Source organism: Pseudomonas hamedanensis, from assembly GCF_014268595.2.
GTDB classification, from domain to species: domain Bacteria; phylum Pseudomonadota; class Gammaproteobacteria; order Pseudomonadales; family Pseudomonadaceae; genus Aquipseudomonas; species Aquipseudomonas hamedanensis.
In genome coordinates this window covers 246,287-260,256 of the sequence record NZ_CP077091.1, presented here as the reverse complement: position 1 = coordinate 260,256, position 13,970 = coordinate 246,287, and the positions used below count along the sequence as shown (strand labels likewise).

13 protein-coding genes are annotated in these 13,970 nt (G+C 61.7%); 7 read left to right on the top strand and 6 right to left on the bottom strand.

Going from position 1 to position 13,970, the window contains the following annotated elements; translation table 11 throughout:
- Positions 1 to 32: 32 nt before the first annotated feature.
- Positions 33 to 692 (bottom strand): LexA family protein, encoded by a 660-nt coding sequence (locus HU739_RS01205; RefSeq protein ID WP_186549892.1) that lies wholly within the window; start codon positions 690 to 692, stop codon positions 33 to 35.
- A 130-nt stretch (positions 693 to 822) separates the two neighbouring features.
- On the opposite strand from HU739_RS01205, the gene HU739_RS01200 reads away from it, so the two are divergent.
- Together HU739_RS01200 and HU739_RS01195 are read left to right on the top strand one after the other, a co-directional pair.
- Positions 823 to 1,161, top strand: coding sequence for a DUF6124 family protein (locus HU739_RS01200; protein ID WP_186549890.1), 339 nt, complete (start codon positions 823 to 825; stop codon positions 1,159 to 1,161).
- A gap of 471 nt (positions 1,162 to 1,632) precedes the next feature.
- On the top strand, positions 1,633 to 2,784 hold the full coding sequence (locus tag HU739_RS01195; RefSeq protein ID WP_186549888.1) for a M14 family metallopeptidase: 1,152 nt from the start codon (positions 1,633 to 1,635) through the stop codon (positions 2,782 to 2,784).
- A 59-nt stretch (positions 2,785 to 2,843) separates the two neighbouring features.
- On the opposite strand, the gene HU739_RS01190 is transcribed toward HU739_RS01195, so the two are convergent.
- Positions 2,844 to 3,389 carry a cytochrome b gene (locus tag HU739_RS01190; RefSeq protein WP_186549886.1) on the bottom strand — a complete coding sequence of 182 codons (546 nt, stop codon included), beginning with the start codon at positions 3,387 to 3,389 and terminating at the stop codon, positions 2,844 to 2,846.
- Positions 3,386 to 4,492, bottom strand: coding sequence for a catalase family peroxidase (locus HU739_RS01185; protein WP_186549884.1), 1,107 nt, complete (start codon positions 4,490 to 4,492; stop codon positions 3,386 to 3,388). Before HU739_RS01185 ends, HU739_RS01190 begins: the two co-directional genes overlap by 4 nt.
- A 156-nt stretch (positions 4,493 to 4,648) precedes the next feature.
- Between HU739_RS01185 and HU739_RS01180 the strand changes: the two genes are divergently transcribed.
- The 4 genes from HU739_RS01180 (at position 4,649) to HU739_RS01165 (ending at position 8,700) form a co-directional block, all read left to right on the top strand.
- Positions 4,649 to 5,155, top strand: coding sequence for a sigma-70 family RNA polymerase sigma factor (locus HU739_RS01180; protein ID WP_186549882.1), 507 nt, complete (start codon positions 4,649 to 4,651; stop codon positions 5,153 to 5,155).
- Positions 5,152 to 5,907, top strand: a complete 756-nt coding sequence (locus HU739_RS01175; protein WP_186549880.1) for an anti-sigma factor family protein — start codon at positions 5,152 to 5,154, stop codon at positions 5,905 to 5,907. Before HU739_RS01180 ends, HU739_RS01175 begins: the two co-directional genes overlap by 4 nt.
- A 135-nt stretch (positions 5,908 to 6,042) precedes the next feature.
- Positions 6,043 to 7,173, top strand: a complete 1,131-nt coding sequence (zapE, locus tag HU739_RS01170) for a cell division protein ZapE (protein WP_186549878.1) — start codon at positions 6,043 to 6,045, stop codon at positions 7,171 to 7,173.
- Positions 7,174 to 7,386: 213 nt separating this feature from the next.
- Positions 7,387 to 8,700 (top strand): leucine-rich repeat-containing protein kinase family protein, encoded by a 1,314-nt coding sequence (locus tag HU739_RS01165; protein WP_186549875.1) that lies wholly within the window; start codon positions 7,387 to 7,389, stop codon positions 8,698 to 8,700.
- A 102-nt stretch (positions 8,701 to 8,802) separates the two neighbouring features.
- Here the strand turns inward: HU739_RS01165 and HU739_RS01160 are convergent, their stop codons facing one another.
- Positions 8,803 to 9,507: a YebC/PmpR family DNA-binding transcriptional regulator gene (locus tag HU739_RS01160; protein WP_186549873.1), complete on the bottom strand. Its 705-nt coding sequence runs from the start codon at positions 9,505 to 9,507 to the stop codon at positions 8,803 to 8,805.
- 219 nt (positions 9,508 to 9,726) lie between these two features.
- On the opposite strand from HU739_RS01160, the gene HU739_RS01155 reads away from it, so the two are divergent.
- Positions 9,727 to 11,124, top strand: coding sequence for a type VI secretion system Vgr family protein (locus tag HU739_RS01155; protein WP_186549871.1), 1,398 nt, complete (start codon positions 9,727 to 9,729; stop codon positions 11,122 to 11,124).
- A gap of 11 nt (positions 11,125 to 11,135) precedes the next feature.
- Here HU739_RS01155 and HU739_RS01150 read toward each other — a convergent pair whose 3' ends face one another.
- On the bottom strand, positions 11,136 to 12,527 hold the full coding sequence (locus tag HU739_RS01150; protein ID WP_186549862.1) for an FAD-dependent oxidoreductase: 1,392 nt from the start codon (positions 12,525 to 12,527) through the stop codon (positions 11,136 to 11,138).
- 69 nt (positions 12,528 to 12,596) lie between these two features.
- Entirely contained in the window at positions 12,597 to 13,922 is a 1,326-nt protein-coding gene (locus HU739_RS01145; RefSeq protein ID WP_186549860.1) for an MFS transporter, read from the bottom strand.
- Positions 13,923 to 13,970 lie beyond the last annotated feature (48 nt).

The window sequence follows — 13,970 nt, the reverse complement described above, 5'->3', positions numbered from 1 at the left end:
ATCGATCCGACGGCAGACGCGGATCGATCGGCCTAGAAACGTGCCGTTGCCTGGACCACGACACCGAGGATTCGGCATTCGTCGGTGAACAGCGCTTTCGGCCAGGTCGGGTTGAGCGGCACCAGGTAACGCTGGCCGCCCTCTTCGTCGAGTTTGCGAAAAATCGCTTCGTCGCTGTCGGGCCACTGCGCGATGACCAGTTTGCCCGGCAGCGCCTCCGCTGCCGGATCGACCAGGATCAACATCCCTTCGGCCACGCTCGGGCCGCTGGGTGCCGTCATCGAATCGCCGGCCACCGTCAGCCAGAACGCGGCGCCACGGGCGTGGTAATCCGTCAGTTCGAACCTTTGCTTGCCTGAGGCGGGCGCATAGGCGGTCTGATCGCTCTCGCGCGCTTCGCACGGGGTACGCCAATCACTTACCGGGTAGCGGAAGTACGGGTTGTACTTTTGCGCCAGCGGCATTTCGTCCGCAGGCGTCAGCTGCGGCTCGCGGATCACCAGCTCCACTTCCAGAAATTCCATGCCCAGCGCTTGCAGCACACGGTTCATTTGCGTAATGCCCGGCTCGCGACGTTTGTTCAGCCAATGACCGATGCCGCCCTGGGACATGCCGACGCGCTCTCCGAGCTCTGTTTGAGTGATTTTGAGTTCACTCATTTTGGCCTTGACCAACTCAATCCATTTATCCATGTGCGGCACCTTACGCGGGAGCCTGCGGCCCGCAAAACACATATTGTAGTATTAAAATTCAAGTCACAATTACGGATCGTACTATCCTGAGCGGACGGACTTTCAATCCAACACGGAGTGGCCCCTCACGATGAACATCAACAGCAAAGACCTGCCCGATCTGCAAATGGACACCACCTTCACCTCGCCCCAAGGCACCGCCGCGGCCCAGCGAGCGCTCGACTATTACTTGAAACCAACTGTTTCAGAACCTCAGGCCGATGAGCGTTTTTTCGATGTCAGGCGCCACCTCAGCGGCGAGGAAGCGCTGGTGCATGCCTCGGATCTGTTGCGCTGCGCCGCGGCGACAGCCTTCAAAGCCGCCGAAAACCTGCAAGGCGCGAGTCGTGATCTGGCGTTCTCGGTGGTGCACATGGTGGATATGGCGCGGGCGATGGTCGACCACTCGCTTGACGGCGATGAGGCCTGAGCCACGAAAGCTCAAACGGACAGGAAAGAATTTTCCAATCGAGCAGATAAAAACATTTGACTTGCAAATGATAATGATTATTATTGCAAGCAACTGGTCGCGAGATCAGTCGATAGACCAGAGACCTTAGGTCGGTCTTCTGGACTATCTCCTCATCAGGCTAATCACGGTTTTTGACCCGGCTTTTTGCCGGGTCTTTTTTTGCCCGTTTTTCGGGCTTGTGTCTTCAGGCTAATGAAGTCTTTGGGTGCTGCAAATTCGATGGCGCGGATAATATCAAAAGAATATCGGTTGGCAAGCCGAGCCCGGCCACATTGGGTCAAACTAACGACAATTAGCACTTGAGAATCAATCGCACAGTCTCTAAGCTGCCTTCGCGTCATGGAGGACGCCCCCCCGCGATTCCCCTCGGTTTCACCGCTGTCTTGCGTGTAAAGTAGCCGCCATAAAAATCATATTCAGGATTCGATTATGACTGTGGCCAAATCTTCATTCGATATCAGCGCCAACTTCGACAGCGGCAATATCCAAGTCATCGACATCAGTAATCCGCTCAATCCGGTGCTGGCCATCCGCCCGGATACACGCAGCGCGCATTTTCAGTGGTTCCACTTCAAGGCCAGCGGCCTGCATGTTCATCAGGAACACTGGTTTCGCCTGGTCAATGCCAGCCAATCGACCTACAGCAAAGGCTGGCCGGGCTATCAAGCGGTGGCGTCGTACGATCACGTCAACTGGTTCCGCATCCCCACCAGTTTCGAAGGCGACAGCCTGCGCTTTTGCCTCGAAGCCGAGCAAACCCACGCCTGGTTCGCCTATTTCGAACCTTACAGCCGTGGCCGTCACGATTGGCTGATCGGGCAAGCGCTGAGCAAGGCTGGCACCGAACTGCTGGCGACCGGCAAAAGCGTCGAAGGCCGTGACATCCAGTTGCTGCGCAAAGGCAGCGGTGCCGAAGGCCAGCGCAAGATCTGGATTATCGCCCAGCAGCATCCGGGCGAGCACATGGCTGAATGGTTCATGGAAGGCGTGATTGAGCGCCTGGAACGTCAGGACGATCCGCTGCTGAACAAACTCCTGGCCAGCGCCGATCTATATCTGGTGCCGAACATGAACCCGGACGGCGCCTTCCACGGGCATCTGCGCACCAACGCCATGGGCCAGGACTTGAACCGCGCCTGGCAGAGCGCCAGTCAGGAAATCAGCCCGGAAGTGCTTTTCGTCCAGCAACAGATGGAAAAATATGGCGTCGATGCGTTTATCGACGTACACGGCGACGAAACCATTCCTCACGTGTTCACCGCCGGCTGTGAAGGCAACCCTGGCTTTACGCCGCGCATCGAAAAGCTCGAAGAGCATTTCCGCAGCCACCTGAAGCACACCACCAAAGACTTCCAGACCACCTACGGCTACACCCGTGACGAACCGGGTCAGGCCAACATGACACTGGCCTGCAACAGCGTCGGGCAGAAATACGACTGCCTGTCGCTGACGCTGGAGATGCCGTTCAAGGACCACGACGACCACCCGGACAAGCTCACCGGCTGGTCGGGCAAACGTTCGAAGCAATTGGGCAAAGACGTGCTGACCACTCTCGCCGACATGGTCGATACCCTGCGCTGATCGCCCTCCCCTGTAATGACAAAAGATCGCAGCCCGCCTGCGATCTTTTGCTTTGAGGGTCAGCCGTGATCGCGCCCGCGCAACATGCTCTCAAGCACCTCATCACGGCGCACCCAGCCATGAAACAGTGCCGCCGCCAAGTGCACCAATACCGTCAGAAACAGCAGATAGGCCAGATAACCGTGGGCCTTGCGCAACAACGCAAACAGCTGTGCATCGGCCGGCACGATTGACGGCAAATGCACTGAGGCACTGAGCATCACCGGCTCGCCCGAAGCGCTGATCATCGCCCAGCCGAGCAGCGGCAACACCAGCATCAACGCGTACAACAAGACATGGGAGCCCTTGGCTGCCAGCACTTGCCAGCCCGGCAGATCATCGGGCAGCGGCGGCTGGCGCGTGGTCCAACGCACCAGCAGGCGCACGATCACCAGCGCCAGAATCGCGATACCCAAGGGCTTGTGCAGATGGATCAGCCACTCATGGCGAGACGACACCGAAGTGACCATCCCGGCGCCGATAAACAGCATGGCGATGATCATCAGCGCCATCAGCCAGTGCAACAGGCGCGCCAGCAAGGCGAAATGAGTCGGTTGAGCGCTCATGGACGAGCCTCCTGTTTGGCCGCGGGCAACTGGCTGACTTCGCTGGTGCGACGCAGGTAGGAATCGGCGTAACCGGCGGAACGCGCGGCAAGCAATGGATCGTCAGAACCTTGAATCCCGGCCGGCAACACCAGCGGGTCGTAGTTGATGTCGCGACACTCACCACTGAGCTGCGGCTGGGTTTTCTCCAGCACCAGCGTACCGGCGTTCAGCACCTTGCGCCCGACGGGCCAGGATTTGCTGGCATCGTTTACCGGATCGCCGGCGTTGGCCAGGGTGATGTTCAATTGGAAGCGCAATGGTGCAGCAGCCAAGCGTTGCACCAGATCCTTTTCCAGAAAGTCCGCGCCCTCAGGGGCGGTGGCACCTGCCGCGTCCTGCGCCAATGGCGTCATGCTCCAGCGCACTGCCTGCTTTTTACCGCTGGCGTCGACCAGGTAAAACGCATTGACGCTGTTATAGGTTTCAGTGGCGTAACTGGCCGACGGCTTGGCGGCCTTCACCCACGTCAGGAACGGCACGGCTTCCGGGTGCGCAGCAAAGAATGCCGGGACCTTCGTCGGGTCGGGCTTACCGGTGGCCGGATCCGGTGACTGCGCCTGCTGCAATTGGTAGAACGCTTCGGGAGTGGCCACCGGGAACACCGGCATGCTGTTCATCCCGGTGCGCCATTGCTGGCCGTCCGCCTGAGTGAAGCGCAGCGCCAGACTGCGGATCGGCACGGCGCTGTCCGGCGCATACGGGTTGCCCGCCGGCAAGGCGAAGCGTCCGACCACCGGCGTCTGTGGTTGATTAAACACCTGCGCAGTAGAAAACGCCCGAGCCTCGCCACTGCTCTCGAAATGGCCGATCACGCAGACGCCCTTGGCGTGGTTGCGCCGAAAACCATGATGCACGCCGTTGTTCTTTTCCAGCACATCGACCAGGGCCTTGGGCGTCAATCGCTGTGGGTCGAAGTTGCCATGCACGTAGGCCATCGCCCCGGCAACGGCGGCGACTACCACGGCGATGCCGCCCAGACGCAAAACCAGACTCGCGGCACTCAATGGCTGGCGCGGTGGCCTGCCGGGCGGTGAGGTGTGGGGAGACGAGCGATCAACCATGAAACTCTCCAGGCCAACGGCCATAGGTAGGAAGAATCAGCAAGACGCGCGCCGTCAGGGTTTATTCCATGGCGCAGTGTTTATTTTTCCGAACGTGGAATAACCTCCAGTGACGGACGTCTTCCTAGTCCACAGCGTAGTGACTAGTAGAATTTCATGAGCGAATTCGACGAACAGTTGAGAGAAATCATTCCGCGGCTGCGCCGCTTTGCCGTGTCCCTGACGCGCAACAGCAGCAGTGCCGACGATCTGGTCCAGGCCAGCCTTGAACGAGCGCTGTCAGCGTGGGGCGCCAAACGCACCGACGGCGATTTGCGCGCCTGGTTGTTCGCGATCCTGTATCGGCAATTTCTCGATGCCCATCGCCGCGCTCGGCGCTATGCGCGAATGCTCGAATTCTTCACCGGGCGCGAGGATGCCGAACCGTCGGTAGAGCGCACCGTTATCGCCCGCTCGACCCTGCAAGCCTTCGATCGCTTGCCCACCGAACAACGCGCCCTGCTACTGATGGTGTCGGTGGAAGGCCTTGCCTATAAAGAGGTCGCCGAGATCCTCGGCGTCCCGACCGGCACCGTGATGTCGCGCCTGTCCCGCGCCCGCCAGGCCTTGCGCCAACTCAGCGACGGCGAAATCAGCAGCCCTTCTTTGCGGATACTCAAATGATCAGCCTGCCTCCCAGCGAGCGTGACTTGCACGCCTACGTCGACCACCAGCTCAGCGACGCCGACCGGCGCGTGCTGCAAACCTGGCTGGCCAGCCACCCCGAGGAAGCGGCGCAAGTGCGCGCCTGGCAGCAGGATGCCCAGCAGCTGCGCGCGGCGCTCGGTGGCGCCTTGCAGCAACCGGCCAATCCGGCACTGGATCCGGTGCTGATCCGCCAGCGCCGCCGGCAGCAATCCCGACGCCATCTGGCCAGCGCGGCCGTGTTGCTGATCGCGGTCGGCATCGGCGGCTTCAGTGGTTGGCAGGCCAGGGAAATGACCCTCGCACGCCCCACCGCGCTGCCAATGACCGACGCCTTGCAGGCTTATCGGTTGATAGCCCAACAAGGGATGCTGCCGGCTGATTACCAAGTCGACGATGACGGCGACATGCAGCGCTGGCTCGACGGTTATTTCAAGCAGGCCGGGCGCTTGCCGGATCTCAAAGACGCCGGGTTCGAGCCGGTCAGCGGGCGTTTGCTGAGCACCGACGAAGGTCCGGCGGCGATGGTGATGTACGAGGATGGCAACGGCCACAAAGTGAGTTTTTACGTGCGCCCGCCGGGGCCGAAGAATACGTTCCTGCCGCGGGGCAGTCGCAACGATGGCGATTTGCAGGCTGACTATTGGTCCGGTGCCGGCTACAACTATGCGCTGGTCAGCCCGACGGACTCACCGGCGGCGCAGTTGCTCAAGCAATCACCACCGTTCTGAAATACCACCCTGCACTCGTCAGCTCTTACATTCGGGATCGTGCATATTTCATGGAGCTGGCGCCCGAGCTCTGGTTAAACTGGGACCGCCGCGCTCCCGGTGGAGCCGGCCCAATCAACCAGGAGTCTGCCCCGCGTGCCCGCCCGACCGACCAGACGATCACGATTGAGCCAACGCTGGCCGGTGTTGCAGCGCTTGTTCGGCAAGGGCCTGGCCGCCAGCGCGGCGCCTGATGGCAATGCCCGGTCGATCCGCGAATATTTCCGCGACAAGGCCCACCAGCAGGGTTACACCCTCAGCCGCAGCCAGCAGCAGGTGATTGACTGCATGGCGCAGCAGGCCAGTATTTTGCTCGACAGCCGCGCGCGCACGCCGCCCAGCCTGTATCTGTACGGCCCGGTCGGGCGCGGCAAGAGCTGGCTGCTCGACGGTTTTTTCCAGGCACTGCCGATCACCCGCAAACGCCGCCTGCATTTCCATCAGTTCTTCGCCCAATTGCATCAGGACATGTTCCGCCACCGTCAGTTGGAGGACGCGCTGGAGGTCACGCTCGACGAATGGCTGCAAGACTGCCAGGTCCTGTGTTTCGATGAGTTTCATGTCCACGATATCGGCGACGCGATGCTCATCAGTCGCCTGTTCAAGGCATTGTTCAAGCGCCGGATCGTGCTGTTACTGACTTCCAACTACGCGCCGGAAGGGCTGCTGCCCAATCCGCTTTATCACGCCCGCTTCAAGCCGGTGATCGAACTGATCAATGCGCGTATGCAGGTGATGGAGGTGGGTGGTCCTCACGACTATCGCAGCCAGGCCCGGCGCCATGCGCATCAGCGGTTCACCCAGGGACATTACGTCTGGCCCGCCACGCCGGCCCAACGCCAGGCCCTGAACGTGCCGCCGGACACCGCGCCGGCCCTGACGCTCGCGGTCGGCACCCGCCACCTGCAGGCGCGCTTGTGCGAAGAGCGTCGGGTCGGTTTTACCTTCGGCGATCTGTGCGAACAGCCGACGGCCGTCATGGATTACCTGCAGCTGTGCCAGCGTTTCGATCAGTGGATCATCGATGGCTTGCCGGCACTGGATGGCTGCCCCATCGCTGTGCAGCAGCGCTTCATCAACCTGATCGACGTGCTTTACGATCAGGACAAACACCTGACTTTGCTTGGCCGATTGCCGTTGTGCCAGAGCCTGGCAGGCAACGCCATCGACCTGGCGCGCACGCGCAGTCGGTTGGGGCAATTGCAGGAAACTCCCAAATCAGCCTGACACCCGGCCCCCTGTAGGCCTTCGCCTGCTCGCGATAGCGCTCTTTCAGATGCTGATGATGTGACTGACAAACCGTTTTCGCGAGCAGGCGAAGGCCTACAATATCTGCTGTGATTCCAGCATCGCGTTAAATCCGTCATTCGCTTTGCCGTTATCATGTCGCCCATCCCCAGCGCCCAGGCGCCGTTCCACTGATCAATAGCGAACCTCACCATGCACACCCTTGCTCAATTGCGCGCCGGCGAGCTGTCAGGCATTACGCGGCTGGATCTGTCCGGCGGTCTGACCGAATTCCCGCGCGAGATTTTCGATCTGGCTGACACGCTGGAGGTGCTCAACCTCAGCGGCAACGCCCTGGATCGCCTGCCGGATGACCTGCATCGACTGACTCGCCTGCGCGTGCTGTTCTGCTCCGACAATCTGTTCACCGAACTGCCCGCGTGCCTGGGCCGGTGTACGGCGCTGACGATGATCGGCTTCAAGGCCAACCGCATCGACGACGTCCCCGGTGCCGCCCTGCCCCCGCTGCTGCGCTGGCTGATCCTGACCGATAACTGCATCGAGACCCTGCCGAGCGAACTCGGTGAACGGCCTCACTTGCAAAAACTGATGCTCTCGGGAAATCGGCTACAAACGCTGCCCTCGTCGCTGAGTCATTGCCTGCGTCTGGAACTGATCCGCGTTGCGGCCAACCGCCTCACGGAGCTGCCGCACTGGCTGCTGACCCTACCGAGCCTGACGTGGCTGGCCTACGCCGGTAATCCTCTGGAAACCGAAGCTGACGCCGCCGCCCTTGAAGCCACACCACGCATCGACTGGGCGGCGCTGCGCCTCGAAAAACAGTTGGGCGAAGGCGCGTCCGGGGTGATTTCCCGGGCGCAGTGGCAGCGCGGCGATGGCGTTTCTGTCCCGGTGGCGGTGAAACTCTACAAAGGCCAAATGACCAGTGACGGCTCGCCGCTGCACGAGATGAACGCCTGCATCACCGCAGGTCGGCACCCGAACCTGATCCGGGTCGAAGGGCGCATCGTCGACCATCCCGATGGGCAGCAAGGGCTGGTGATGCAGCTGATTGATCCGAGTTATCGCAACCTCGCCGGACTGCCCAGCCTCGCGTCTTGTTCGCGCGATGTTTACGCCGACGACCTGCGCTTGAACACCGGCGTCGCCTTGCGCATTGCCAAGGGCATCGCCTCGGCAGCCGGACACTTGCACGCGCAAGGCATCACCCACGGCGATCTCTACGGGCACAACATTTTGGTCAACGATCAGGGCGATTGCCTGCTTGGGGATTTTGGTGCGGCGTCGTTTCACGCCACCGCAGACAGCCCGCAAAGCCGTGCCCTGCAACGCCTTGAAGTGCGCGCGTTCGGTGTGCTGCTGGGGGAATTGCTGGCGCGCATCGACGCGGGGTTCAGTGTCGAGCGGCGTGTGGCGCTGGAGGAACTGGAGCGGCGCTGTTGTCAGGCCGATGTGCTGGGGCGGCCAGGTTTCAGCGAAATCAGCGAGGTGTTAGAGGGTCTGTGACCGCTGCGCGGTCATTCGCGAGCAGGCTCGCTCCCATAGTTGAAATACCTTCCAATGTGGAAGCGAGCCTGCCCGCGAAGAAGTGCTTACTGGCGAAACAGATCAGCCCGCCAGACCGACAAACATGTCCTGCACATCGTCATGGTTGTCGAGGCCTTCGAGGAACGCTTCGACTTCTGCCATTTGCTCGTCGCTCAGGCCGCTGACCGGACTCTTCGGCTGGTAGCCCAGTTTCGCCGACAACACCGTGAAGCCCTGCTCCGGCAATGCTTTCTGCACGGCGTCGAGGTCGGTTGGATCGGTCAGGAACAGCGTTGCGCCCTCGTCACCCGGTTCGAAATCCTGGGCGCCGGCTTCGATCGCGGCCATTTCCGGATCGGCGTCAGGGGTGTCCGGCGAGGCTTCGATCATGCCGACGTGGTTGAACATCCAGGCCACCGAACCGGAAGCGCCCAACTGGCCCTTGCGGAAGGCCACACGGATTTCCGCCACGGTGCGGTTGATGTTGTCGGTCACGCACTCGACGATCAGCGGCACCTGATGCGGGGCAAAACCTTCGTAGGTGACGCGATGGTATTGCACGGTCTCGCCCAGAAGACCGGCGCCTTTCTTGATCGCGCGGTCCAGGGTTTCTTTTGGCATCGAGGCTTTCTTGGCCTGTTCGACCACCAGACGCAAATGCGCGTTGGTGGCGGTATCGGCACCGTTGCGGGCCGCGATGGTGATTTCCTTCACCAGCTTGCCGAAGATCTTGCCCTTGGCGTTGGCTGCCGCTTCTTTGTGTTTAACCTTCCACTGTGCGCCCATTACTCACTCTCTTGATCTGTGGCGCCGAGACATCTATTGGCCGACGCGTGGCGCAAGTTTATACGGCCTAAAGTCGGCAATCGACCAGAAAATGCCGGTGCCGGATCGACATCTTCACCAAACCCCGTAGGACTCTTCTGAAAAACCGCTTTGACATGACCATTCGGCCCGGCGGTTTCGTACCCTCTGTGGCCCGAATCGCCTGACAGAGCCCGCTCGATGCTCAATGACAAGGAAAGTCCCTTCACCCTCACCCTGACCGACAGCGGATTGCGCCTGCCGGTGTTGCGCTTTCGCGGTGAAGAAGCGCTCAACCAGCCGTATCGCTTTGACCTGCGGTTGATCGGCGTCGCCCCGGCGATTGCGCCCGGCACGCTGTTGCACCAGCCGGCCTTTTTGCACCTCAGTGCGCACCATGGCATTCACGGTCTGATCGCCAGTGCCAGTTGCGAGCATCGCGGCACGCATCGTGTCGGCTATCGCCTGAGTCTGGTGCCGCACCTGCAAAGATTGGCGCAAGGGAGTAAACGGCGCGTGTTCACCCAACTTAGCGTGCCGCAGATCCTGCAGCGCTTGATGGCGGAAAACGCCCTGCCGGGCGACGGCTACCGTATCGAAATGAGCGTGGGCCAGTACCCGCCACGTCCGTTTTGCGTCCAGTACGAGGAAAGCGATCTCGCGTTGATCCAACGCTTGTGCGAAGAAGAAGGCATTCACTATCACTTCGAACACGGCCCTGCCGGACATGTCGTGGTGTTTGCCGATGACAGCCTGAGCCTGCCGCAAGAACCACTCCCGCTGGCATTCAAGGCCGATGAGCAGACGCCGTCGCCCTGTGTCAGCGCGTTGTATCAGCAGCATCACGCCGCCCCCGTGGCTGCGCTGCCGCGGGTGCGTGACCGCGGGCAGCGAGCGGCCTATCAAGACGCTGCCAATCAGGTGGCCGCGGATCCGCCGCCCTTGAGGCCTTCGCCTGAACAATCTCACCTCGAACAGCGCAGCCGTCGTCATCTGCAACGACAGCGTTGTCGGTTGCGCTCCATCGAGGGCCGCAGCGACTGCTGTGCGTTGCGTAGCGCAGGCTTGCTGATGGTCACCGAACACCCGATCAGCCACTTCAACGAGCATTGGCGGATCACCTCGGTGCGCCATCAGGGGCAATCGCCGTCGATTCTTGACCCGACCTGCGTGGTGCAGCGCTATCACAACGACTTTAGCGCTCAACCCTGGTCAAGCGACTTCCGCCCGCCGCTGCAGCAACAACGCCCCAGCGTGGTCGGCTATCACTTGGCGCGCGTGCTCGGCGCGTCAGGACAGCCGGCGCAACTCGACGCGCAAGGGCGTATCGCCGTGCAACTGTGGCCGCAGACCGAGGCGCACGCTGATGATAGCGATGCGGTTTGGCTGCCCATCGCCATGACGCGGGTCAACGGGCGTATTGCGGCTGACGAGTTGCCCGGCGCCGGTAGCGAGGTGTGGGTCAGTTTCCTCGACGGCGATCCGGACCGGCCGATCATATTGCTCGGTCACTCGCGCAAGCTGCCGCCGCGCGAACCACCGTCCACTGGCGACAGCAGTCTGCTGCTCGACTGGCTGCTCAATGGCAGCGAACAGTAACCAGGGGGCGCTCAGCCTTTGTCGGCCTTGCCCGCGGCCGCGGCAAACTTCGCCAGCCGCACGTCCAGATGCCGTGGTCGGCGGCCATGGTCTTCGGCGCGCTCCTTGCGGCGAATGGCGTTGCGCACCAGCAGCGAACCCAGATAGCGGATCGGCTCTGGCGGGAAGTAGCCCAACGGACCATTGACCAGCGGCGAACGCGTCCACGGGTTATCCAGCCCTTGCACCAGCGACGCGAGAATCTGCCCGCCCATGTGACAGGGGCCGACCCCGCTGCCCGAATAGCCGAAGCCGTAAAACACATTGCCGCTACGGCTCATCTGGCCGAAAAACGGCAGACCGGTGACCGAGCGATCAGACGGGCCGTTCCAGGTCGCGTCGACTTTGACCTCGGAAAATGCCGGAAAGAAGTCGTCGAGGCTGCGCTTGAGCAACCCGGCATACGGTGACGGCTGGTCGAATACCGGCGACAGGCGACCGCCATAAGCGAAGGTATTGCCGCCCTTGCCGAGCATGATCCGACCGTCCGCGGTGTTGTGGTAGTAGTGCACGAAAATCCGTGAATCCAGCACGGTGACGCCACTGGTCAAGCCGATCTGCTGCAACAGGTCCGGACGTGGCTCGGTGATCAGCATGTCGCTGGAAACGATCGCCACGCTGCGCGCGAATTGCGGGAAAGCGCGGGCCATCCACGCATTCATCGCCAGCACCACGCGGTCGGCTATCACGTTGCCGTTCGGCGTCTGGATGCGCGCCGGGCGGCCCTCCTCCAGACCAGTCATCGCCGTCTGCTCGTGGATTTTCACGCCCAACTGCAGCGCGACGCGGCGCAAGCCACGCACCAGTTTGCCCGGTTGCACACTGGCCGCTGCGGGCGAAAACCAGCCCTCCAGGTGCTTTTGCGAACCGGCCATACGCTGCACATCGGCCAGCGGACGCTGGCTGAAGGAATTGATGCCGTTGCGCTCCAGCGCCGCAATCACCGCGTCCGTCGAACCGACTTGTGCTCGGTTGGTGGCGGTGTACAAAGTGCCGTCGAGACGGTACTCGGCATCGACGCCGTAATGCTCGCAAAACGCACCGATGGCATGGATGCTGCGCTCCGACTCTTGCACCAGGCGTACAGCTTCCGCGACGCCGAACAAGCGCTCAAGGGTGAAATACTTCGCCGACCACGACAGCGCGCAACCACCGTTACGCCCACTGGCGCCTGCACCGCAGATATCGGCCTCGATCAGCCGCACGTCGAGTTCGGGGTTTTGCTGCTTGAGCATGATCGCGGTCCACAGCCCGGTGTACCCGCCACCGACAATGCACACATCGGTACGCACGTCGCCCTGTAGCGGTGGACAGGTTTCGCTACGGTCAGCCAGCAAGGCCTGCTCCAGCCAGAACGGTCTCATGGGGTTTCTCCAGTCAGTTGGCCGCGCCACGACCTGCCGCACACCGCAGCAGGCCGCCGGGCAAGGGGTTCAGGAACGCAGCGGTTTGATCGTCAGCGGGCCATTGGGAATGGCGGCACGCGGCTCCATGACACCGACCGGGCGACTGTTCCAGTGCGGGATCAGCACCAACGCCGAGAACAGTGCACAGCCGGCGAACACGATGAACACCGTTACCGAATCGAAATAACCGGGCAACAATCCGCCCAGCACCGCCCCGACCGAACCACAGCCATTGACGAAACCGGCAGCCGTGGCGCCAGCCTTGGCTTTGCCGAAGTCGATGGCGGCGGCACCGCTGATCATCGAATCCGGACCGTAAAGGGTCAGGCCCATGACAAACAGCAACAGCACCACCAGCAACACGCTGCCGCTTTGCAACGCCGCCATGAACAGCGCCAGGGTCACGGTCAGCGCCAGCAGGCTCAGGACGCAGGCCGGCATGCGGCGGGCGCCGAACAGTTTGTCGGAGGCCAGACCGATCAGTATCGGTCCGAGCAATCCGGCCAGTTCGAACGCGGTGGGAATGATCGCTGCGCCGACCTTGCCGACACTGGGCATCTGCTCAAAGACAATCACCGGCCCCCACAACAGGATCGCGTAACGCGCCGGTTTCAACATGAAGTACGCAAGGCCAAGCACCAGCACCGTGCGGTTGCGCAGGATTTCCTTCAACGGCTCCCAAACGCTGAGTTTGCTGTTGGCGGCGGTTTCTTCAGCCGTGAGTAGCGGCTCCGGCTCCACCGCCGGCAAGCCGACGTCTTCGGGTTTGTTGCGCTGGAAGATAAAGAACAGCACCGCGACCACCGCGACCACCGCCGCGCTGGAAATGAAAGCGGCATGCCAACTGCCGATCAGCGTGTACGCCCACCAGCCGGCGAATGGCGACGCCACCAGCCCGCCGAAGGCGTAGCACGAACTCCATAACCCGAGTACGCGCCCACGTTGCTGCGCCGGGAAAAAGCTGCCCAGGTTCTTGCACAACCCCGACCATCCCGTCGATTGCGCCAACCCCTGAATCAACATGCAGGTGGCAAAGATCGGCAGCGTGGCGAAACTGCCCATCACCAGCGCGGCGGCGGCCGAAATCAGCAAGCCACCGAGCACCACAACCCGTGGGCCGAAGCGGTCGGCGAGCATGCCCCAGGTGAATTGGCCGATGGCATAAGACGCCAGATAAATCGCGTCGAGATTGGCCATGGTCATCTTGTCGAGCATGAAGCCCGGGTCTTCGGCGATGCCCAACTTGGCCACCGAAAACGCTTTGCGGGTGAAATAGAAAGCGGCGTATGCGAGCCAGGTGATAGCGAAAATCCGCACGCGCCAACGCGCAAGGGTGCCGATGTGCTTGTTCATGGTGGTTCTGACCTCAGGGTGTGAGTGTGCTGGCAGAATCGTTAAGAA

Bases quoted from the DNA above. Each gene is read 5' to 3' on its own strand.
- HU739_RS01190 (WP_186549886.1), bottom strand. From the start codon at position 3,389: ATGAGCGCTCAACCGACTCATTTCGCCTTGCTGGCGCGCCTGTTGCAC.
- HU739_RS01195 (WP_186549888.1), top strand. From the start codon at position 1,633: ATGACTGTGGCCAAATCTTCATTCGATATCAGCGCCAACTTCGACAGC.
- HU739_RS01165 (WP_186549875.1), top strand. From the start codon at position 7,387: ATGCACACCCTTGCTCAATTGCGCGCCGGCGAGCTGTCAGGCATTACG.
- HU739_RS01205 (WP_186549892.1), bottom strand. From the start codon at position 692: ATGGATAAATGGATTGAGTTGGTCAAGGCCAAAATGAGTGAACTCAAA.
- HU739_RS01200 (WP_186549890.1), top strand. From the start codon at position 823: ATGAACATCAACAGCAAAGACCTGCCCGATCTGCAAATGGACACCACC.
- HU739_RS01185 (WP_186549884.1), bottom strand. From the start codon at position 4,492: ATGGTTGATCGCTCGTCTCCCCACACCTCACCGCCCGGCAGGCCACCG.
- HU739_RS01180 (WP_186549882.1), top strand. From the start codon at position 4,649: ATGAGCGAATTCGACGAACAGTTGAGAGAAATCATTCCGCGGCTGCGC.
- HU739_RS01150 (WP_186549862.1), bottom strand. From the start codon at position 12,527: ATGAGACCGTTCTGGCTGGAGCAGGCCTTGCTGGCTGACCGTAGCGAA.
- HU739_RS01175 (WP_186549880.1), top strand. From the start codon at position 5,152: ATGATCAGCCTGCCTCCCAGCGAGCGTGACTTGCACGCCTACGTCGAC.
- HU739_RS01155 (WP_186549871.1), top strand. From the start codon at position 9,727: ATGCTCAATGACAAGGAAAGTCCCTTCACCCTCACCCTGACCGACAGC.
- HU739_RS01160 (WP_186549873.1), bottom strand. From the start codon at position 9,507: ATGGGCGCACAGTGGAAGGTTAAACACAAAGAAGCGGCAGCCAACGCC.
- HU739_RS01145 (WP_186549860.1), bottom strand. From the start codon at position 13,922: ATGAACAAGCACATCGGCACCCTTGCGCGTTGGCGCGTGCGGATTTTC.